Below are 16,861 nucleotides of genomic sequence, written 5' to 3' on the forward strand. Positions count from 1 at the left end.
GCCCCCCAAACCACACCCCCTCCGCCCCGCCAATGATCCGGATCAACCGCGGCGCGTAAGGCCCAACATGGCAGCCTCGCAGGCTCGGCGTCGCTAAGCGGCGGGGCCGGGCGTAGACTGTGCGTATGCTGACGCTTCGACATCTGGCGATCGACACCGTCCGGGAAAACGTCGCCTTCCTCAACCGCCGCTGCACCCGGTACCATGTCGAGGATTTCCTCGGGCTGGGCCGGGTGGAGGTGCGGAACGACGGCCGCTCCCTGCTGGCGGTGCTGAACATCGTCGACGACCCCGCCATCGTCGCCCCCGACGAAATCGGCCTGTCCGACCCCGCCTTCCGCCAGCTCGGCCTTGCGGAGGGCTCCGCCGTCCATCTCGTCCCCCCGACCCCGCCGGAGAGTTTCGAGCTGGTGCGCGCCAAGGTCGGCGGCGCCGCCCTGACCGACGACCAGCTGGCCGCGATCATCCGCGACGTCACCGACCAGCGTTACTCCAAGATCGAGATCGCCGCCTTCCTGATCGCCTGCGCCAGCTTCATGACGACGGCGGAGGTTCTGGGCCTGACCCGCGCCATGGTCGCCGCCGGCACCCGGCTGCATTGGGACGGCCCCAACGGTATCGCGGGCGCCATCGCCGACAAGCACTGCATCGGCGGCATCCCCGGCAACCGCACCTCGATGATCGTCGTGCCGATCGTCGCCGCCCACGGCCTGCCGATCCCCAAGACGTCATCGCGCGCCATCACCTCGCCCGCCGGTACCGCCGACACCATGGAGGTGCTGGCCAACGTCGACGTGCCGATGGAGCGCATGCAGGCCCTGGTGCGCGAGGCCAAGGGCTGCCTGGTCTGGGGCGGCCATGTCCGGCTGTCGCCGGCCGACGACATCCTGATCTCGGTCGAACGTCCGCTCGCCATCGACACCCGCGAACAGCTGGTCGCCTCCATCCTGTCGAAGAAGGTGGCGGCCGGCTCCACCCATCTGCTGATCGACATCCCCGTCGGCCCCAGCGCCAAGATCCGCAGCGCCGGCGATGCGGTGCGCCTGCGCAAGCTGTTCGAGCATGTCGGCGACCGGCTCGGCCTGACGCTGGAGGTGGCGATCACCGACGGCTCGCAGCCGGTCGGGCGCGGCATCGGCCCGGTGCTGGAGGCGCGCGACGTGATGGCCGTTCTGCGCAACGACCCGGCATGCCCCGCCGACCTGAAGGAACGCGCCCTGCTGCTGGCCGGCCGCATCCTGGAATTCGACCCTGCCGTCCGCGGCGGCAGCGGCAACCGCCGGGCGCGCGACCTGCTGGAATCCGGCGCCGCCTTGGCCTCGATGGAACGGATCATCGCCATGCAGGGTCCGCCGCCCGCCGTGGCGACGCTGGGATCCCTGGTCGCCGAGGTCGCCTCCCCCGTCGACGGGGTGGTATCGTCGCTCGACTGCTACCGCCTCGCCCGCATCGCCCGGCTGGCCGGCGCGCCGACCGACAAGGGCGCCGGCATCGACCTGCTGCGCAAGGTCGGCGACCCGGTGCGCCGGGGCGAGCCGCTGTACCGCATCCACGCCAGCACAAACGCCGACTTCACCTTCGCCCAGGCCTATGCCGCCGACGACAATGGGGTGCGGGCGGTGGGGTGACGACCAGCCAAGGAGCCAACCAATGTCCCTGTCGCTGACCTTCCATGGTGCCGCCGGCACGGTGACCGGCTCCTGCTTCCGCCTGTCCACGCCGAACGGCGACGTGCTGATCGATTGCGGCATGTTCCAGGGCACCAAGACGATCCGGGAGCTGAACTACCGCCCCTTCCCCTTCGATCCGTCCTCGATCGCCGCGGTCCTGCTGACCCACGCCCACATCGACCATTCCGGCCTGCTGCCGAAGCTGACCCGCCTCGGCTTCCGCGGCCGTGTCTACGCCACCGGCGGCACGGTGGACCTGCTGGAATACATGCTGCCCGACAGCGGCTACATCCAGGAGGGCGAGGTGGAGCGGCTGAACCGCCGCAACCGCCAGCGCGGCCGGGCCGCCGTCCAGCCGATCTACACCCAGGACGACGCCATCCGCAGCCTGCGCCGGCTCCGCCGCGTCGAATACGACCGCTGGATCGAGATCCTGCCCGGCCTGCGCGCCCGCTTCTGGCAGGCCGGCCACATCCTTGGTTCCTCCTCCGTCGAGATCGAAGCCATAAGCGGCTTTGACACTGGCGCTGGCGAACCCACCCGCATCCTGTTCTCCGGCGACATCGGCCCCGGCGGCAAGAGCTTCCACGCCGATGCCGAGGGACCGGAGCGGCCGGACTGGATGGTGCTGGAGACCACCTATGGCGACCGCGACCGCACCGACCTGGACGAGGCCGGGCGGCAGGCGGTGCTGCGCGCCGAAGTGTCGACGGCTCTGGCGGCCGGCGGCGTCCTGCTGATCCCGGTCTTCGCGGTGGAGCGCACGCAGGAACTGCTCTACGACCTCGACTGCCTGTTCGACGGCGGCCAGCTGCCGGCGGTGGATGTCTTCCTCGATTCGCCGCTCGCCGACGCGGTGACCGGCGTTTTCCGCCGCCATCTCGACGATCTGGAGACCGACGGCGACCCCTTCACCCGCGCCAATTTCCACCATGTCCGCAGCGTGCCGGAAAGCCAGCGCCTCAACACCCTCTCCGGCGGCGCCATCATCATGGCGGCCAGCGGCATGTGCGACGCCGGCCGCATCCGCCACCACCTGAAGAACCGCCTGTGGCGTCCGCAGGACACCGTTCTTCTGGTCGGCTATCAGGCCCCCGGCACGCTGGGCCGCCTGCTGCAGGAGGGCACCCCCCGCGTCCGCATCCATGGCGAGGAAATCGCGGTGAAGGCGAAGGTCCGCTCGATCGACGTCTATTCCGGCCATGCCGACCGCACCACCCTGCTGGACTGGGTGGAGGCCCGCCACGGCGTCGGCCACGGCCTGTTCCTGGTCCATGGCGAGGAGCCCGCCCGCGCCTCCATCCGCCAAGCCCTGATCGACAAGGGCTGGTCGGCGGAGCGCATCGCCCAGCCGGCGCTGGACGACCGCGTCGACCTCGCCGCCCCGCGCCCGCTGGTGCCGGCCGACCGCCACCCGCGCCTCGCCCCGGCCGACCTCGCCGCCGGCCTCGACTGGCACAACCATTATGCCGAAGCGCTGCTGGCGCTCCGCCGCACGCTGGACGCCGCCCCCGACGACGCAACGCGCGAACGCATCCTGGCCGGCGTGATGGGCGCGCTGGACAAGGACGGCAAAGCCGGCAAGGGAGCGCAGCCATGACCGTCAAGCGCATCCTCATCGCCGTGGTCGTGCTGGCGCTGCTCGGCGCCGGTGCCGCCTATGGCTGGCGGGCGATGCAGGGCAACCGGCTGCCCGCCGGCTTCGCCTCCGGCAATGGCCGGATCGAGGCGAACGAGATCGACATCGCCACCAAATACGCCGCCCGCGTCCTGACCATCCCGGTGCAGGAGGGCGATCTGGTGGAGGCCGGCGCCGTCATCGCCACGCTCGACACCCGCGACCTGGAAGCGCAGCTCCGCTCCGCCGAGGCCCAGCTGCGCCAGGCCCGCCGCGCCCGCGACGAAGCCGCCGCCCTGGTCGCCCAGCGCGCCAGCGAGGCCGATTTCGCCGCCAAGGAGATGGAGCGGGCGCTGGTCCTGTTCGGCAAGGGCCATGTCTCCGAACAGCGTGTCGATCAGGCCCGCAACAGCCGCCGCACCGCCGACGCCGCGCTCGACGCCGCCAAGAGCCACCTCGCCAGCGCCGACGAGGCGATCACCGCCGAGGCCGGCGATGTCGACCGCCTGACCACCCTGGTCGCCGACGGCGTGCTGAAGGCGCCGCGCAAATCCCGCGTCCTCTATCGTCTGGCCGAACCCGGCGAGGTGCTGGCCGCCGGCGGCAAGGCGGCGACGCTGCTCGACCTGTCGAATGTCTACATGACCTTCTTCCTGCCGACCGACACGGCGGGCAACCTGGCGCTCGGCGCCGAGGCCCGCATCCTGCTGGACGCCGTTCCCGACATCGCGATCCCCGCCATGGTCACCTTCGTCGCCCCGCGCGCCCAGTTCACGCCCAAGCAGGTGGAGACCAAGTCCGAACGCGACCGCATGATGTTCCGCGTCAAGGCCCGCGTCCCGGAAGCGCTGGTGACCCGCTACATCGAGCGGGTGAAAACCGGCCTGACCGGCATGGCCTATGTGAGGCTGGACGACACGGCGGTCTGGCCCGACTGGCTGGAATCGAAACTGACTCGGGAGGATTCTTCCTCTCCCCAATCCATATCCCCCTCTCCCCCCCGGGGAGAGGGTCGGGGTGGGGGGGGCGCACAGCGTGACTTCGCTGAGAATTCAGCGCGCTCCGCCGACCAATCCACCCCACGCCCCCCCCTCACCCTAACCCTCTCCCCGGGGGGGAGAGGGGACACCCCATCATGACCCCCGCTCCCGCCGTCTCGCTGTCCGGCGTGCGGCACCGCTATGGCGGGACGGTGGCGCTGGAGGACACCTCCCTCGACATCGCCGCCGGAGCCAGCGTGGCGGTAATCGGCCCGGACGGCGTCGGCAAATCGACCCTGCTCGGCCTGATCTCCACCGCCAAGAAAATCCAGCAGGGCAACGTCCACGTCCTCGGCACCGACGTTTCCGACCGCCGTGGCCGCGCCGCCCTCCAGCCGCGCATCGCCTATATGCCGCAGGGTCTGGGCCGCAACCTCTACGCCGACCTCAGCGTCGCCGAAAACCTCCAGTTCTTCGGCCGCCTCTTCGGCCTGAACGCCACCGAGCGCCAGCGCCGCATCGCCGACCTGCTGGAGTCCACCGGCCTCGCCCCCTTTCCCGACCGCCCGGCCGGCAAGCTGTCCGGCGGCATGAAGCAGAAGCTCGGCCTGTGCTGCGCCCTGCTGCACGACCCCGACCTGCTGATCCTCGACGAGCCGACGACCGGCGTCGATCCGCTCTCCCGCCGGCAGTTCTGGGACCTGATCGCCCGCATCCGCGCCGGCCGCCCCGGCATGACCGTGCTGGTCGCCACCTCCTACATGGACGAGGCGGAGCGGTTCGACCAAGTCGTCATGATGAACGCCGGCCGCCTGCTCGCCCACGACACCCCCGCCGCGATCAAGGCTCAGACCGGGGCCGCCGATCTGGAGGAGGCCTTCGTCGCCCTGCTGCCGGACGAGGCCAAACGCGGCCACGAGCGCCTGACCGTCCCGCCCCGCCCGCCCGAGCCCGTCGGTGCCGAACCGGCCATCGAGGCGATCGGCCTGACCCGACGCTTCGGCGATTTCACCGCGGTGTCGGACATCAGCTTCCGCATCGGCCGTGGCGAGATCTTCGGCTTTCTCGGCTCCAACGGCTGCGGCAAGACCACCACCATGAAGATGCTGACCGGCCTGCTGCCCGCCACGGCGGGAGAGGCGCGGCTGTTCGGCAGACCGGTGGACGCCACCGATCTGGAGAGCCGCCGCCGCGTCGGCTACATGGCGCAGGCCTTCTCGCTCTATGGCGAACTGACGGTGCGCCAGAACCTCGACCTGCACGCCCGCCTGTTCGACCTCACGGACGCCGACGCCCGACTGCCGGCGCTGGTGGAGCGCTTCGGCCTGTCCCCCTACATCGACGCGGTGGCCGACCGCCTGCCGCTCGGCGTGCGGCAGCGGCTGTCGCTGGCCGTCGCCATCCTGCACGGGCCGGAGCTGCTGATCCTCGACGAACCGACCTCCGGCGTCGATCCGGTGGCGCGCGACCAGTTCTGGCGCGACCTGATCGCCTTGTCGCGCGACCAGGGGGTGACGATCTTCGTCTCCACCCATTTCATGAACGAGGCGGCGCGTTGCGACCGGGTGGCCTTCATGAACGCCGGCCGCGTCATCGCCGCCGGCCCGCCCGACGAGCTGCGCCGTCAACAGCAAGCCGACAGCCTGGACGACGCCTTCATCGGCTTCATGGAACAGGCGGAGGGAGCCGAAACCCGCCAAGATCTCCCTCTCCCCCCCGGGGAGAGGGTCGGGGTGAGGGGGACGCACGGCGTGACCTCCCCAAGAATCCTCGCTTCGGCCCCCCCTCACCCTAACCCTCTCCCCGGGGGGGAGAGGGGACTTAACTCCTCCCCCCTCTCCCGCCGCCGCCTGCTCGCCTACGCATGGCGCGAAACCCTCGAACTCCGCCGCGACCCCGTCCGCCTGACTGTCGCCCTGCTCGGCACCGTCCTGCTCATGCTGGTCTTCGGCTTCGGCATCACCATGGATGTCGAGAACCTGACCTTCGCCGTCCTCGACCACGACCGCTCCCCCGAGAGCCGCGCCTATATCGAACAGTTCGACGGCTCGCGCAGCTTCCGCGCCACCCCGCCCGCCATCGACGCCCGCGACCTTGCGCTCCGCCTGCAACGCGGCGAGGCGTCGCTGACCATCGAAATCCCGGAGGGTTTCGGCCGCGATCTCCGCCGTGGCCGCATCCCGGAGGTGGCGGTGCGCATCGACGGCGCCATGCCCTTCCGGGCGGAGACGATCCAGGGCTATGTCGCCGGCCTGCACCAGCGCTTCATCGAGGACACCGCCGTCGCGTCCGGCGTCACCCTGCCCGCCCCCGCCGCCACTCTGGAGATGCGGTACCGGTACAACCAGGCCTTCCGCAGCCTGGATGCCATGGTGCCCAGCACCATCGGCCTGATGCTGGTCTTCATCCCCGCCATCCTGGCCGCCCTCGGCGTGGTGCGCGAAAAGGAACTGGGCTCCATCACCAACCTCTACGTCACCCCGGTGACCCGGTTGGAGTTCCTGCTGGGCAAGCAGCTACCCTATATCGGGCTGGCCGCCTTCAACCTGCTGCTGATGGTCGCCATGGCCGTGACCCTGTTCGGGGTGCCGGTGAAGGGCAGCCTGATCGGACTTCTGCTCGGCGGGCTGGTCTATGTGGTGGCGACCACGGCCTTGGGGCTGCTGATCTCCGTCTTCACCGCGACGCAGACGGCGGCGGTGTTCGGCACCGCCATCGTCACCATGCTGCCGGCCACCCAATTCTCCGGCATGCTGCAGCCGGTCTCCACGCTGGAAGGCGGGGCGTGGCTGTTCGGCACGCTGTTCCCCACCACCCATTTCCTGAAGATCTCCGTCGGCGCCTTCACCAAGGGCCTCGCCCTGCCGGAGCTTCTCCCCTTCATCCTGGCGACCGCCGCCTTCGTGCCTGTCTTCCTGGCGCTGGGCGTCGCCTTCCTGCCGAAACAGGAGCGCTGAGCCATGATGCGCTTCCTCCGCAACAGCCTGACATTGGCGCGCAAGGAGTGGATCAGCCTTCTGCGCGACGTCTTCATGCTGGGCTTCGTCGTCTATTCCTTCACCTTCTCCGTCTACAGCGAGGCGACCGGCATCTCGCATGACCTGCGCAACGCCGCCATCGCCATCGTGGACGAGGACCGCTCCACCCTGTCGCAGCGTCTGGTCTCCAGCTTTCACCAGCCGGAGTTCCAGACCCCGGTGATGATCGGCCATGCCGAGGTCGATCCGGCGATGGATTCCGCCCGCTACACCTTCGTGCTCGACATTCCGCCCGATTTTCAGGCCGACGTGCTGGCCGGCCGCAGCCCGACGATCCAGCTGCTGATCGACGCCACCGCCATGATGCAGGCCGGCATCGGCGCCGGCACCATCCAGGGCATCGTCGATGACGAGGTCGGCCGCTTCGTCCGCCGCGAGGCCGAGGGCACCGCCGCCCCGGTCAGCCTTCAGATCCGCGTCGCCTACAACGAGGCGCTCGATACGAAGTGGTTCACCGGCACCATGGCGGTGGTCAGCAACGTCACCATGCTGGCGGTTCTGCTGGCCGGCGCCGCCCTGATCCGCGAGCGCGAGCACGGCACGCTCGAACATCTGCTGGTGATGCCGGTCCGCCCGGCCGAGATCATGACCGCCAAGGTGCTGGCGAATGGTGCGGTGATCCTGGGCCTGACGCTGGTGGCGCTCTATGTGGTGCTGCGCGGCCTGCTGTCGGTGCCGCTGGCCGGCTCGGTCCCGCTGTTTTTGGCCGGGACGGCGCTCTATCTGTTCTTCGCGACGGCGCTCGGCATCTTTCTCGGCACCGTGGCGCGATCGATGCCGCAGCTGGGCTTGCTGTTCATCCTGATCGTGCTGCCGATGGACATGCTGTCCGGCGGCTTCACCCCGCTGGAAAGCGAACCGGAATGGCTGCAAACGGCGATGCAGCTGTCACCCTCGACCCATTTCGTCGCCTTCGCCCAGGCGATCCTGTTCCGCGGAGCGGGCTTCGACGTGGTGTGGCCCAGGTTCGCGGCGACGGCCGGCATCGGCGCGCTGTTCTTCGCGTGGAGTCTAGCGCGGTTCAGAAGGCATCTGGCGAGTTTCAGGTAAGGGGTCGTTAGACCCCCACCTAACCTCCCCCGCTGGGCGGGGGAGGGACTGCCGCCCCTCTCCCGCATCAGCACTTGTCCCCTCCCCCGCCCAGCGGGGAGGGTTAGGGAGGGGGCATTCGCCAGCCAAAGCCCGAACACCCCCACCCCAAACCTCAGTGCGCCGACCCGCCGCCCTCGAACGACGGCGCGCTCAGCCCCGACGCCACCAGCTGCTCGATCAGTGCGCCCTTCAGCCGCTCCAGCCCTTCCTGGCTGTAGGACTCGGCGCGGGCCACCAGCACGTCCTGGGTGTTGGACGCGCGCAGCAGCCACCAGCCGTCGTCGGTCGTCACGCGGACGCCGTCGATGTCGTTGACCTTGGCGCCCGACGCCTTGACGCGGCCCTTGACCTCCTCGACCACGGCGAACTTGCGTTCCTCGTCGATCTGGAAGCGGGTCTCCGGCGTGTTGACCATGTCCGGCAGGCCGTCGCGCAGGTCCGCCAGCGTGGTGTTCAGCTTGCTGACCAGCCCGACCAGCCGCACGCCGCAATAGAGCGCGTCGTCGAAGCCGTACCACTTGTCGGCGAAGAAGATGTGGCCCGACATCTCGCCGGCCAGCGGCGAGCCCGTCTCCGCCATCTTGGCCTTCAAGAGCGAGTGGCCGGTCTTCCACATCAGCGGATTGCCGCCATGCTTGGCGATCTCGTCGAACAGGGCCTGGCTGGCCTTGACGTCGGCGATGATGGTGGCACCCGGATGGCTCTTCAGCACGTCGGCGGCATAGAGCGCGACCAGCTGGTCGCCCCACACCACACGGCCCTTGTGGTCGATGGCGCCGATGCGGTCGCCGTCGCCGTCGAAGCCGATGCCGATGTCGCAGCCATGCTCCGCCACCGCCTTCTTCAGGTCGACCAGATTGGCCTCGACCGTCGGGTCCGGATGGTGGTTGGGGAAGTTGCCGTCGATCTTGTCGAACAGCAGGACATGCTTGCCCGGCAGCTTGGCGGTCAGGCGGCGCAGGATCTCGCCCGACGCGCCGTTGCCGGCGTCCCAGGCGATCTTCAGGTCGCGGGTGCCGTCATAGTCCTTCAGCAGGCGGGCGACATACTCGTCTTGGACGTCGATCTTCTCCGACGAGCCCTGGCCCTGCTCCCAGTCGGCCTTGGCCGCCATGGTGCCGAGGTCGAGGATCTGCTGGCCATAGACCGGACCCTTGCCTAGCATCATCTTGATGCCGTTGTAGTCCGGCGGGTTGTGCGAGCCGGTGATCATGATGCCGGCCGCCGCCTCGCGGTCGCGGGTGGCGAAATACAGCATCGGCGTGGGGCCGAGCCCGATGCGCAGGACGTGCAGGCCGGTGGAAACCAGCCCGTCGACCAGCGCCTCCTCCAGTTCCGGCGAGGACAGACGGCCGTCGTAGCCGACGCAGACCGTCTTGCCGCCCTTGCGCACCACCACGGTGCCGAAGGAGCGGCCGACCGCGCGGGCGTCGGCGGGAGTCAGCGTCTTGCCGACGATGCCGCGGATGTCGTACTCGCGCAGCACCGTGGGGTGGAAGGTATGGGCTTCGCTCATCGTCTCGTTAGTCCTCTGTTGGACGCCGTCTCAGGACCTTAACCGCGGTCCATTCCACCCGCCGGCGACGGCCGGCCGATGGAGCTGTAGGTGAAGCCGGCCTTCGCCATGTCCTCGGGGTTGTAGATGTTGCGCAGGTCGATCATCACCGGCCGCTTCAGCATCGACTTGACCCGACGCAGGTCGAGCGCGCGGAATTCGTTCCACTCCGTGAGAATAGCGACGCAATCGGCGCCCTCCAAGGTGCCGTATGCGTTCTTCGCCCATTCCACGCCGGGAAGCAGCTTTTCGGCCTCGTGCATCGCCGCCGGGTCGAAGGCGCGCACATGGGCGCCCGCCGCCTGCAGCGCCGGGATGATGTCCAGCGACGGGCTGTCGCGCATGTCGTCGGTGTTCGGCTTGAAGGCGACGCCCAGCACGGCGACGGTCTTGCCGTCCACCGACCCGCCGCAGGCGGCGATGATGCGCTCGGCCATCTGCTTCTTGCGCTTGTCGTTGATGTCGACGACCGTCTCGATGATGCGCAGCGGGCTGCCGACCTGCTGGGCGGTGCGGACCAGCGCCAGCGTGTCCTTCGGGAAGCAGGACCCGCCATAGCCCGGACCGGGGTGCAGGAACTTCTTGCCGATGCGGCCGTCCAGCCCGATGCCGCGCGCCACGTCATGGACGTTGGCGCCGACCTTCTCGCAGAGATCGGCGATCTCGTTGATGAAGGTGATCTTGGCGGCCAGGAAGGTGTTGGCGGCGTATTTGGTCAGCTCCGCCGTCTCCAGCGAGGTCACCACGATCGGCGTCTCGATCAGGTAGAGCGGCCGGTAGAGCCGGCGCATCACGTCGCCCGCACGATCCGACGTGGCGCCGATGACGACGCGGTCCGGCCGCATGAAGTCGCCGATGGCGGAGCCTTCGCGCAGGAATTCCGGGTTGGAGGCAATGTCGAACTCGGCGTCGGGGCGGACGCGGCGGATGATCGCCTCGACCTCGCGGCCGGTCCCGACCGGCACGGTCGACTTGGTCACCACCACCGTGTAGTGGTCGAGATGCTGGGCGATCTCCTCGGCGGCGCCGAAGACATAGGACAGGTCGGCATGGCCGTCGCCGCGGCGCGACGGGGTGCCCACCGCGATGAACACGGCGTCGACGCCCTGCATCGCCTCCTTCAAATCCATGGTGAAGGACAGGCGGCCGGCGGCGACGTTGCGGGCAACAAGGTCGTCCAGGCCGGGCTCGTAGATCGGAATCTCGCCGTTCTTCAGCCGCTCGATCTTGCCGGCGTCCTTGTCGACGCAAGTGACGTGCACGCCGAACTCCGAAAAGCAAGCGCCGGAGACCAGGCCGACATAGCCCGTGCCGATCATCGCAATGCGCATCGCGTCCCCCTCATGTCCTTGAAAATAAGGAAACCTGTATGTCTCTGGGATGCCCTGACAGGGCGTTCCTCATGGCCGGCCATTCGATGCGGCCGACTCTTATCATTGCTCAGCATTCGGGGACGCAGCCCAAACGCACGCGCCCGCCGCCGTCCGGATCAGGGGACGGGGGCGGGCACGGCATCAGGACTGCAGCCCGTCGCTCAGCAATATTTGCGCAGCATCTCGCGCACCTTGCCGGCCATGTCCGGCCGGTTCAGCGCGTGGGCCAGCGTCGCTTCGATGAAGCCGACCTTGTCGCCGCAGTCGTAGCGGGTGCCTTCGAAGCGCAGGCCGTGGAACGGCTGGGTGCCGATCAGGTTGGCCATGGCGTCGGTCAGCTGGATTTCGTTGCCGGCGCCGCGCTGCTGCTTTTCCAGATGATCGAAGATTTCCGGCTGCAGGATGTAGCGGCCGATGATCGACAGGGTCGACGGCGCGTCTTCCGGCTTCGGCTTTTCGACGAGACCACGGACGGTGGCCAGACGGCCGTCGTCCTTCTCGACGTCCAGGATGCCGTAGCTGCTGGTCTTTTCGCGCGGCACGTCGACGACGGCGACGATGTTGCCGCCGACTTCCTCGTACGCCTCGACCATCTGCTTCAGGCAGGGGGTCTTGCCCTGGACGAAGTCGTCGGGCAGCACGATGGCGAACGGGTCGTTGCCGATCAGGGCGCGGGCGCACCACACGGCGTGGCCGAGGCCGAGCGGAACCTGCTGGCGGGTGTAGAAGCAGCGGCCGGGAGCGATCTCGCTGTGGCGGACCTCTTCCAGCGCGTCCAGCTTGCCGCGCTCTTCAAGCGTGCGGTTCAGTTCGGTGTCAGCGTCGAAATGGTCTTCGATGGCGCGCTTGGAACGGCCGGTGACGAAAACGAAATCCTCGATGCCGGCGGCGCGCGCCTCTTCGACGGCATGCTGCAGCAGGGGGCGGTCGACCAGGGGCAGCATCTCTTTCGGGATGGCCTTGGTGGCCGGCAGGAAGCGCGTGCCGAGACCGGCGACCGGGAACACCACCTTGCGCACGGGTTTCCGCATTGGACGTCTCTTGTGGTTGAGGCGAAATCAAATCCATGGTTCCACGGGACCGCCCAACCGCAAGCGAAGCCTGCGGAAGCACGGGCCGTGGTCCCCGGCTTTCTGCCACGCCTTCCGCGACTGCGCAACAAACCTTCCGAGACCGGGCAAAAGGCTAGTCCCGGCGGCCGAAATCAAAAGAAAACCGGCCGAATGTCCTCGTACAAGCCGATCTTTATCCGCAAGGTCCGAAGCCGGCCCGGACCTTTCTCATAGGCAGTAACGCTTGGAAAAGCGCCGTAAACCACGGGCGCGACACCGTGCCGCTGGCTGTCCGCCGCCATGCTTTGGCTGGCGAACTTTCCGTATGACGCTCGATTGCGGATCTTGCGCGAATACTTGCGCAAGTGGTCCGCCGGAGGTCATGGTGCCGGCCATGACCTCCGACTCGCGTACCTCCATCTCGCCACCCTCGCTGACCGCGCCCTCGCTGACCGCACTCTCGCTGACTGCGGACCAGTTGCATGCCCGCGTCCTGCATCGGGACACGGAATGCTTCGTCATCGACAAGCCGGCCGGTCTGGCCGTCCATAAGGCGGGCCGCATCACCGACCATCTGGAGCTGTACCTGCCCCATCTCGCCGAGGCGGACGGTGACGGCCTGATCGGCGATGGCCGGATCGGCGAGCCGCCGAAGCTCGCCCACCGGCTGGATCGCGACACCGCCGGCTGCCTGATCCTGGGCCGCACCCCCTGGGCGCTGAAGCGTTTCGGCCAGATGTTCGCCGCCGGCCATGTCGAGAAGACCTATTGGGCGGTGGCCGAGGGGATCCCGGACGCGGACTCCGGCGTCATCGACCTGCCCCTGCTGAAGAAGATCGAGCCTAAATCCTCGTTGGGAGCCTCCCGCTCCTCCTGGACCATCCTGCCCGATCCGGCCGGCCAGCCGGCGGTCACCGAATACCGGGTCCTCGGCACCAGCGCAGACGGCCGCTCCTGGCTCGAGCTTCGCCCGCGCACCGGTCGCACCCACCAGATCCGCGTCCATTGCGCCGCCATCGGCTGCCCGCTGGTGGGCGAGCCCTTCTACGGACCCGAGCGCCGGCCGCCCGGCAACCTTCACCTGCTGGCCCGCTCCGTCGCCTTCCGCATGGCCTTCGAACACGCCCCCGTCAGCGCCGTCGCCCCGGCACCGAAGCATATGCGGGACGCCCTGTCGGCCTGCGGCTGGCAAGGGGAGTAAGGACGGTTTCCGCGCAAAGGGGGGACTGACCTCCCGCCTGCCGCATCCCATTGTTAAGGGGGAAGGCCCAACAACCGACGGAGCGCACAGGATGGGACAGGCGGTCACCGACAACCGCGCGATGAACCGGTTCGAACTGGCGGTCGGCAACCAGACGGTTTTCGCCGACTACCGCCGCAACGGACAGACCCTGGTGATTTCCTATGTCGAGGCCCCGCCCTCGCTGCGCGGCACCGGCGCCGCCGGCCGCCTGATGGCAGGCGTGGTCGAGACCGCCCGCACCGAGGGGCTGAAGATCGTCCCGCTCTGCAGCTACGCCGCGCTGTGGATCAGACGCAACCGGCACGACGATTTGCTGGCGTGAGGGAGTACATCTGCCGATGGCTCTGCCGGCGAAACACATCGTACGCTCACCTCCACGGTAGGCGGCAGTGCAACCGCGTTAGGCAGAGGCGTCCGGAGAAGGCAGGCGCATGACACTGGTGAGGCAGCTCTTGCCGGAAGATGCGGAGGAGTTTCGTTCGCTCCGTCTTGAAGCCCTTCAGCGGCATCCCGAGGCGTTTGGATCGAGTCATGCCGAGGAATGCGCCCGCCCTCTCTCCAGCTTTGCGGATTGGATCACGGGCGGATACATCGTCGGCGGGTTCGTCGACGGAAAGCTTAATGCGACGGCCGGACTGTTGACCTCCGACAAGGCCAAGTCACGACACAAAGGGATACTTTGGGGTGTCTATGTCCGCGAGAACAGGCGGGGCAGCGGCTTGGCCCACACAGTCATGACCACCCTGCTCGCCCATGCCGAGGACCATGTCGAACAGATTCATCTCTCCGTCACCGCGACCAACAAGCGTGCCATTGGCTTTTACGAACGCCTGGGCTTCAAGGCATTCGGAACGGAGCCGCGGGCGCTGAAAGTGGACGGGGTTTATATCGACGAACTTCTGATGGCAAAAATCCTTCGTTGCTAGGCCCAATCACGTCCTCACCCCAAGTCGAGACTCGTGACCTCGAACAGCCGGGCACAGTCGAGTTCAGGCTGGCTTGCGGGAATGCAGGTCGGTAAAGGGTTGCGATGACGACCTCCCGTGATCCCCGTTACGCCGGCTACCGCTTCCTACCGAGGTGGGCGCTGTTCGCGTAATCAGCAGACCGCGGCTGTCCGCAGTGCCTTCACTCTGCCCGGTCGTCAACAAATTGACGGTGCCCACAGGCAGATCGAGATCGTCCCGGCTCATCCCGCAAATCCAGTAGCCGTCCGTCCCCTGGCCTTCGCTGCGTTCGAACCCTATGACCAGACTTCCCTCCCCCTCACATGTCTTCCAGTCCGAAGAAGGACCTGTATCGGGATTTCGCCTCTTCCGGGGAGATCGTGCCGGATGCCCAGCGTGATCCTATCTCGTCGAGGAACAGCGCAAGTTTCTGGTCGAAACCGCTTTCCTTCTTCTCGTCGAAAACCTGAAAGAACCTGGCGGCGCCCAATGAGATTCTCCCGCGGTCCATGACCAGGCGGGTCACAGGCAGGTTCCATTCCCGCCGCTTCGCCTCTTCAACCGCACATACCCAGCTGAGCTGATCGAAGAACCACACCATCTGTCTGCGTTCGTACCAGTAGAGCATGTATCGCTTGACGAGGTCGACGAGTGCCGCCGTCCGTTGCGTCGGGTAAAGACCGACCAGTCCGCCTCCTACGCCATTGTACATGGCGTCAAGACGCTCCGGGCTGTAGAGCAGGGCAAGCGGCGCCTCTTCAGAGAACTGATCCGTGAAAAGAACGGGGTCATCGACGAAAACGCCATCGACGTCAGCAATCAGGAGTGGAATTTTATACCGCTGGATCACACGGTCGGCAACCATGAAGCGTGAACAGGTGAAATACGTAATCTTGTCCTCTCGCGGGAGTTCCTGGAAGTCCGGTTGGCGGCTGTAGCCGATGTGGGTCTTGCGCATCAGCGCCCGCAGTCCGGATACCAGGGCGTCGCACGCCTCGTCGGCATCGACGACGTGGAAGTGGACGATGCGTTTATCGTGGGAGAAGAGATCGACCGAAAGCGCCATAAGCAACCCGAAGCGCTTGAAATACCCCGCATCGCAGGCGCTGAGCACAACACACCGGTAATCCGCAGCGTCCGGCAGTTCCTGATCCGGGAAGTCGATACTCGCATCGAAGCGGCGCACCAACTCTTCCGGAACCGACGCAATACGTTGGCTGAATTCGTCGCCGAAGGACGCGTGAACCAGGAAGCGAACCTCCTTGGCAGCAAACTTCATACAGTTCAAACTGTTCTTCATGTCTCCAATGCGCATGAAGTAGCCGCCGAAAAGGAAAATGAACCAGCACATATGCAGGCGGGCATATTGCTGCGACCGCCCGATCGTGGCGTTGAAGAAGGCGAAGGCGGCCTCCCGGTCGTCCCGCGCCATGTGATGGTCGCAGGCATGCTGGAGCATGTAGTAAGGCCATTTCCAAAACAGGCCCTGCCCCTCGCAAGCCTTGATGAAGGAAACGAGCGCGTCGGCGAAGGCGTCGGCTTGGCGGGCTTTCGCAAGGGCCATCAGCCCCCGTTGCCAGGACGGCAGATGCGCAGGATGCTGTTTGGCGACCTCAAGAAAATGACTTGCCGCCTTTTCGGGATCATTGATGTCTTCGAACAAAGCCGCCAGGTTGAAAATCGCCTCCGCGCATCCCGGGTGCTGGTCGATATGCTGAAAGAACGCTGAAATCGCCTCGTCGTATTTTTTGTTGTCGAAGTGGTTGTTTCCGGCAGCCAGATGACCGTCGGGGCATTGGCAGCGAATATTCGGCTCTGCGGAAGACATCGGCTGACCCCTGACTGCGCGATGGTGACGGGCACCGTCTTTTCTGACCCACGAAAATTGCACAGAGAACAGGATTCGGCAAAGCCGATGAACCTCCACCCGCGCTCCACCATCTAAACAGCGCAATTCCTAACAACTTTCCATCAGGACGCAGTTTCGGGAAACCCACTGCACCGCCCGATTTTCACCCACCCTTTTCCCATCCCCCCGCATCCGTGATAGGAATGTCATCCTGCCGCCACCAGGAAGGGACCGCCATGCCCCGCCGGATGCCGCCCACCCGATCTGCGTTCGACACCAACGGCTTCACGCCCGATGGAACAGTGGAACAGCACCCGGAATCCTGTTTCACGGTGTTTCAAACGTCCCATCCGCCGCGGCCCGCCGGCCACCCCGCTGCCGGATGAAACAATGGAACAGCACCCGCAACCCTGTTTCACGCTGTTCCAAACCTCCAGCCCGGCG

At 67.1% G+C, this 16,861-nt stretch carries 12 protein-coding genes; 8 read left to right on the forward strand and 4 right to left on the reverse strand.

All coding sequences use genetic code 11. The features are described from left to right. Nucleotides 1-125: 125 nt before the first annotated feature. From ACCD06_RS31830 to ACCD06_RS31850, 5 genes are read left to right on the forward strand one after another with little or no spacing between them, the layout of a single operon-like run. On the forward strand, nucleotides 126-1,628 hold the full coding sequence (locus ACCD06_RS31830) for a thymidine phosphorylase family protein (protein ID WP_413346267.1): 1,503 nt from the start codon (nucleotides 126-128) through the stop codon (nucleotides 1,626-1,628). Between the two features lie 22 nt (nucleotides 1,629-1,650). After that, nucleotides 1,651-3,270, forward strand: a complete 1,620-nt coding sequence (locus ACCD06_RS31835) for an MBL fold metallo-hydrolase (RefSeq protein ID WP_413346269.1) — start codon at nucleotides 1,651-1,653, stop codon at nucleotides 3,268-3,270. Then, a complete protein-coding gene (locus ACCD06_RS31840; RefSeq protein WP_413346271.1) occupies nucleotides 3,267-4,427 on the forward strand; it encodes an HlyD family secretion protein in 1,161 nt (386 codons plus the stop codon). The genes ACCD06_RS31835 and ACCD06_RS31840 overlap by 4 nt, the downstream gene beginning before the upstream one ends. After that, nucleotides 4,424-7,225, forward strand: coding sequence for a ribosome-associated ATPase/putative transporter RbbA (gene rbbA, locus ACCD06_RS31845; protein ID WP_413346273.1), 2,802 nt, complete (start codon nucleotides 4,424-4,426; stop codon nucleotides 7,223-7,225). The genes ACCD06_RS31840 and rbbA overlap by 4 nt, the downstream gene beginning before the upstream one ends. Before the next feature lie 3 nt (nucleotides 7,226-7,228). Beyond that, entirely contained in the window at nucleotides 7,229-8,356 is a 1,128-nt protein-coding gene (locus ACCD06_RS31850) for an ABC transporter permease (RefSeq protein ID WP_109157818.1), read from the forward strand. A gap of 154 nt (nucleotides 8,357-8,510) precedes the next feature. On the opposite strand, the gene pgmG is transcribed toward ACCD06_RS31850, so the two are convergent. The 3 genes from pgmG to galU form a co-directional block, all read right to left on the reverse strand. After that, nucleotides 8,511-9,914 (reverse strand): phosphoglucomutase/phosphomannomutase PgmG, encoded by a 1,404-nt coding sequence (gene pgmG, locus ACCD06_RS31855; RefSeq protein ID WP_413346275.1) that lies wholly within the window; start codon nucleotides 9,912-9,914, stop codon nucleotides 8,511-8,513. A gap of 38 nt (nucleotides 9,915-9,952) precedes the next feature. Continuing rightward, a complete protein-coding gene (locus tag ACCD06_RS31860) occupies nucleotides 9,953-11,284 on the reverse strand; it encodes a UDP-glucose dehydrogenase family protein (protein ID WP_413346277.1) in 1,332 nt (443 codons plus the stop codon). A 203-nt stretch (nucleotides 11,285-11,487) separates the two neighbouring features. Further along, nucleotides 11,488-12,357 (reverse strand): UTP--glucose-1-phosphate uridylyltransferase GalU, encoded by an 870-nt coding sequence (gene galU, locus ACCD06_RS31865; RefSeq protein WP_109073275.1) that lies wholly within the window; start codon nucleotides 12,355-12,357, stop codon nucleotides 11,488-11,490. Between the two features lie 484 nt (nucleotides 12,358-12,841). Between galU and ACCD06_RS31870 the strand changes: the two genes are divergently transcribed. From ACCD06_RS31870 to ACCD06_RS31880, 3 genes are all read left to right on the forward strand, one after another. Further along, nucleotides 12,842-13,579 (forward strand): RluA family pseudouridine synthase, encoded by a 738-nt coding sequence (locus tag ACCD06_RS31870; RefSeq protein WP_413346991.1) that lies wholly within the window; start codon nucleotides 12,842-12,844, stop codon nucleotides 13,577-13,579. Between the two features lie 91 nt (nucleotides 13,580-13,670). After that, nucleotides 13,671-13,943 carry a GNAT family N-acetyltransferase gene (locus ACCD06_RS31875; protein WP_109073276.1) on the forward strand — a complete coding sequence of 91 codons (273 nt, stop codon included), beginning with the start codon at nucleotides 13,671-13,673 and terminating at the stop codon, nucleotides 13,941-13,943. Between the two features lie 109 nt (nucleotides 13,944-14,052). After that, a complete protein-coding gene (locus ACCD06_RS31880) occupies nucleotides 14,053-14,547 on the forward strand; it encodes a GNAT family N-acetyltransferase (protein ID WP_109073277.1) in 495 nt (164 codons plus the stop codon). Between the two features lie 340 nt (nucleotides 14,548-14,887). Here ACCD06_RS31880 and ACCD06_RS31885 read toward each other — a convergent pair whose 3' ends face one another. After that, nucleotides 14,888-16,396 (reverse strand): tetratricopeptide repeat protein, encoded by a 1,509-nt coding sequence (locus tag ACCD06_RS31885; RefSeq protein WP_413346280.1) that lies wholly within the window; start codon nucleotides 16,394-16,396, stop codon nucleotides 14,888-14,890. Between the last annotated feature and the right edge of the window lie 465 nt (nucleotides 16,397-16,861).

It is taken from the genome of Azospirillum sp. CT11-132 (assembly GCF_047302835.1).
In the GTDB taxonomy this organism is placed as follows: Bacteria; Pseudomonadota; Alphaproteobacteria; order Azospirillales; family Azospirillaceae; genus Azospirillum.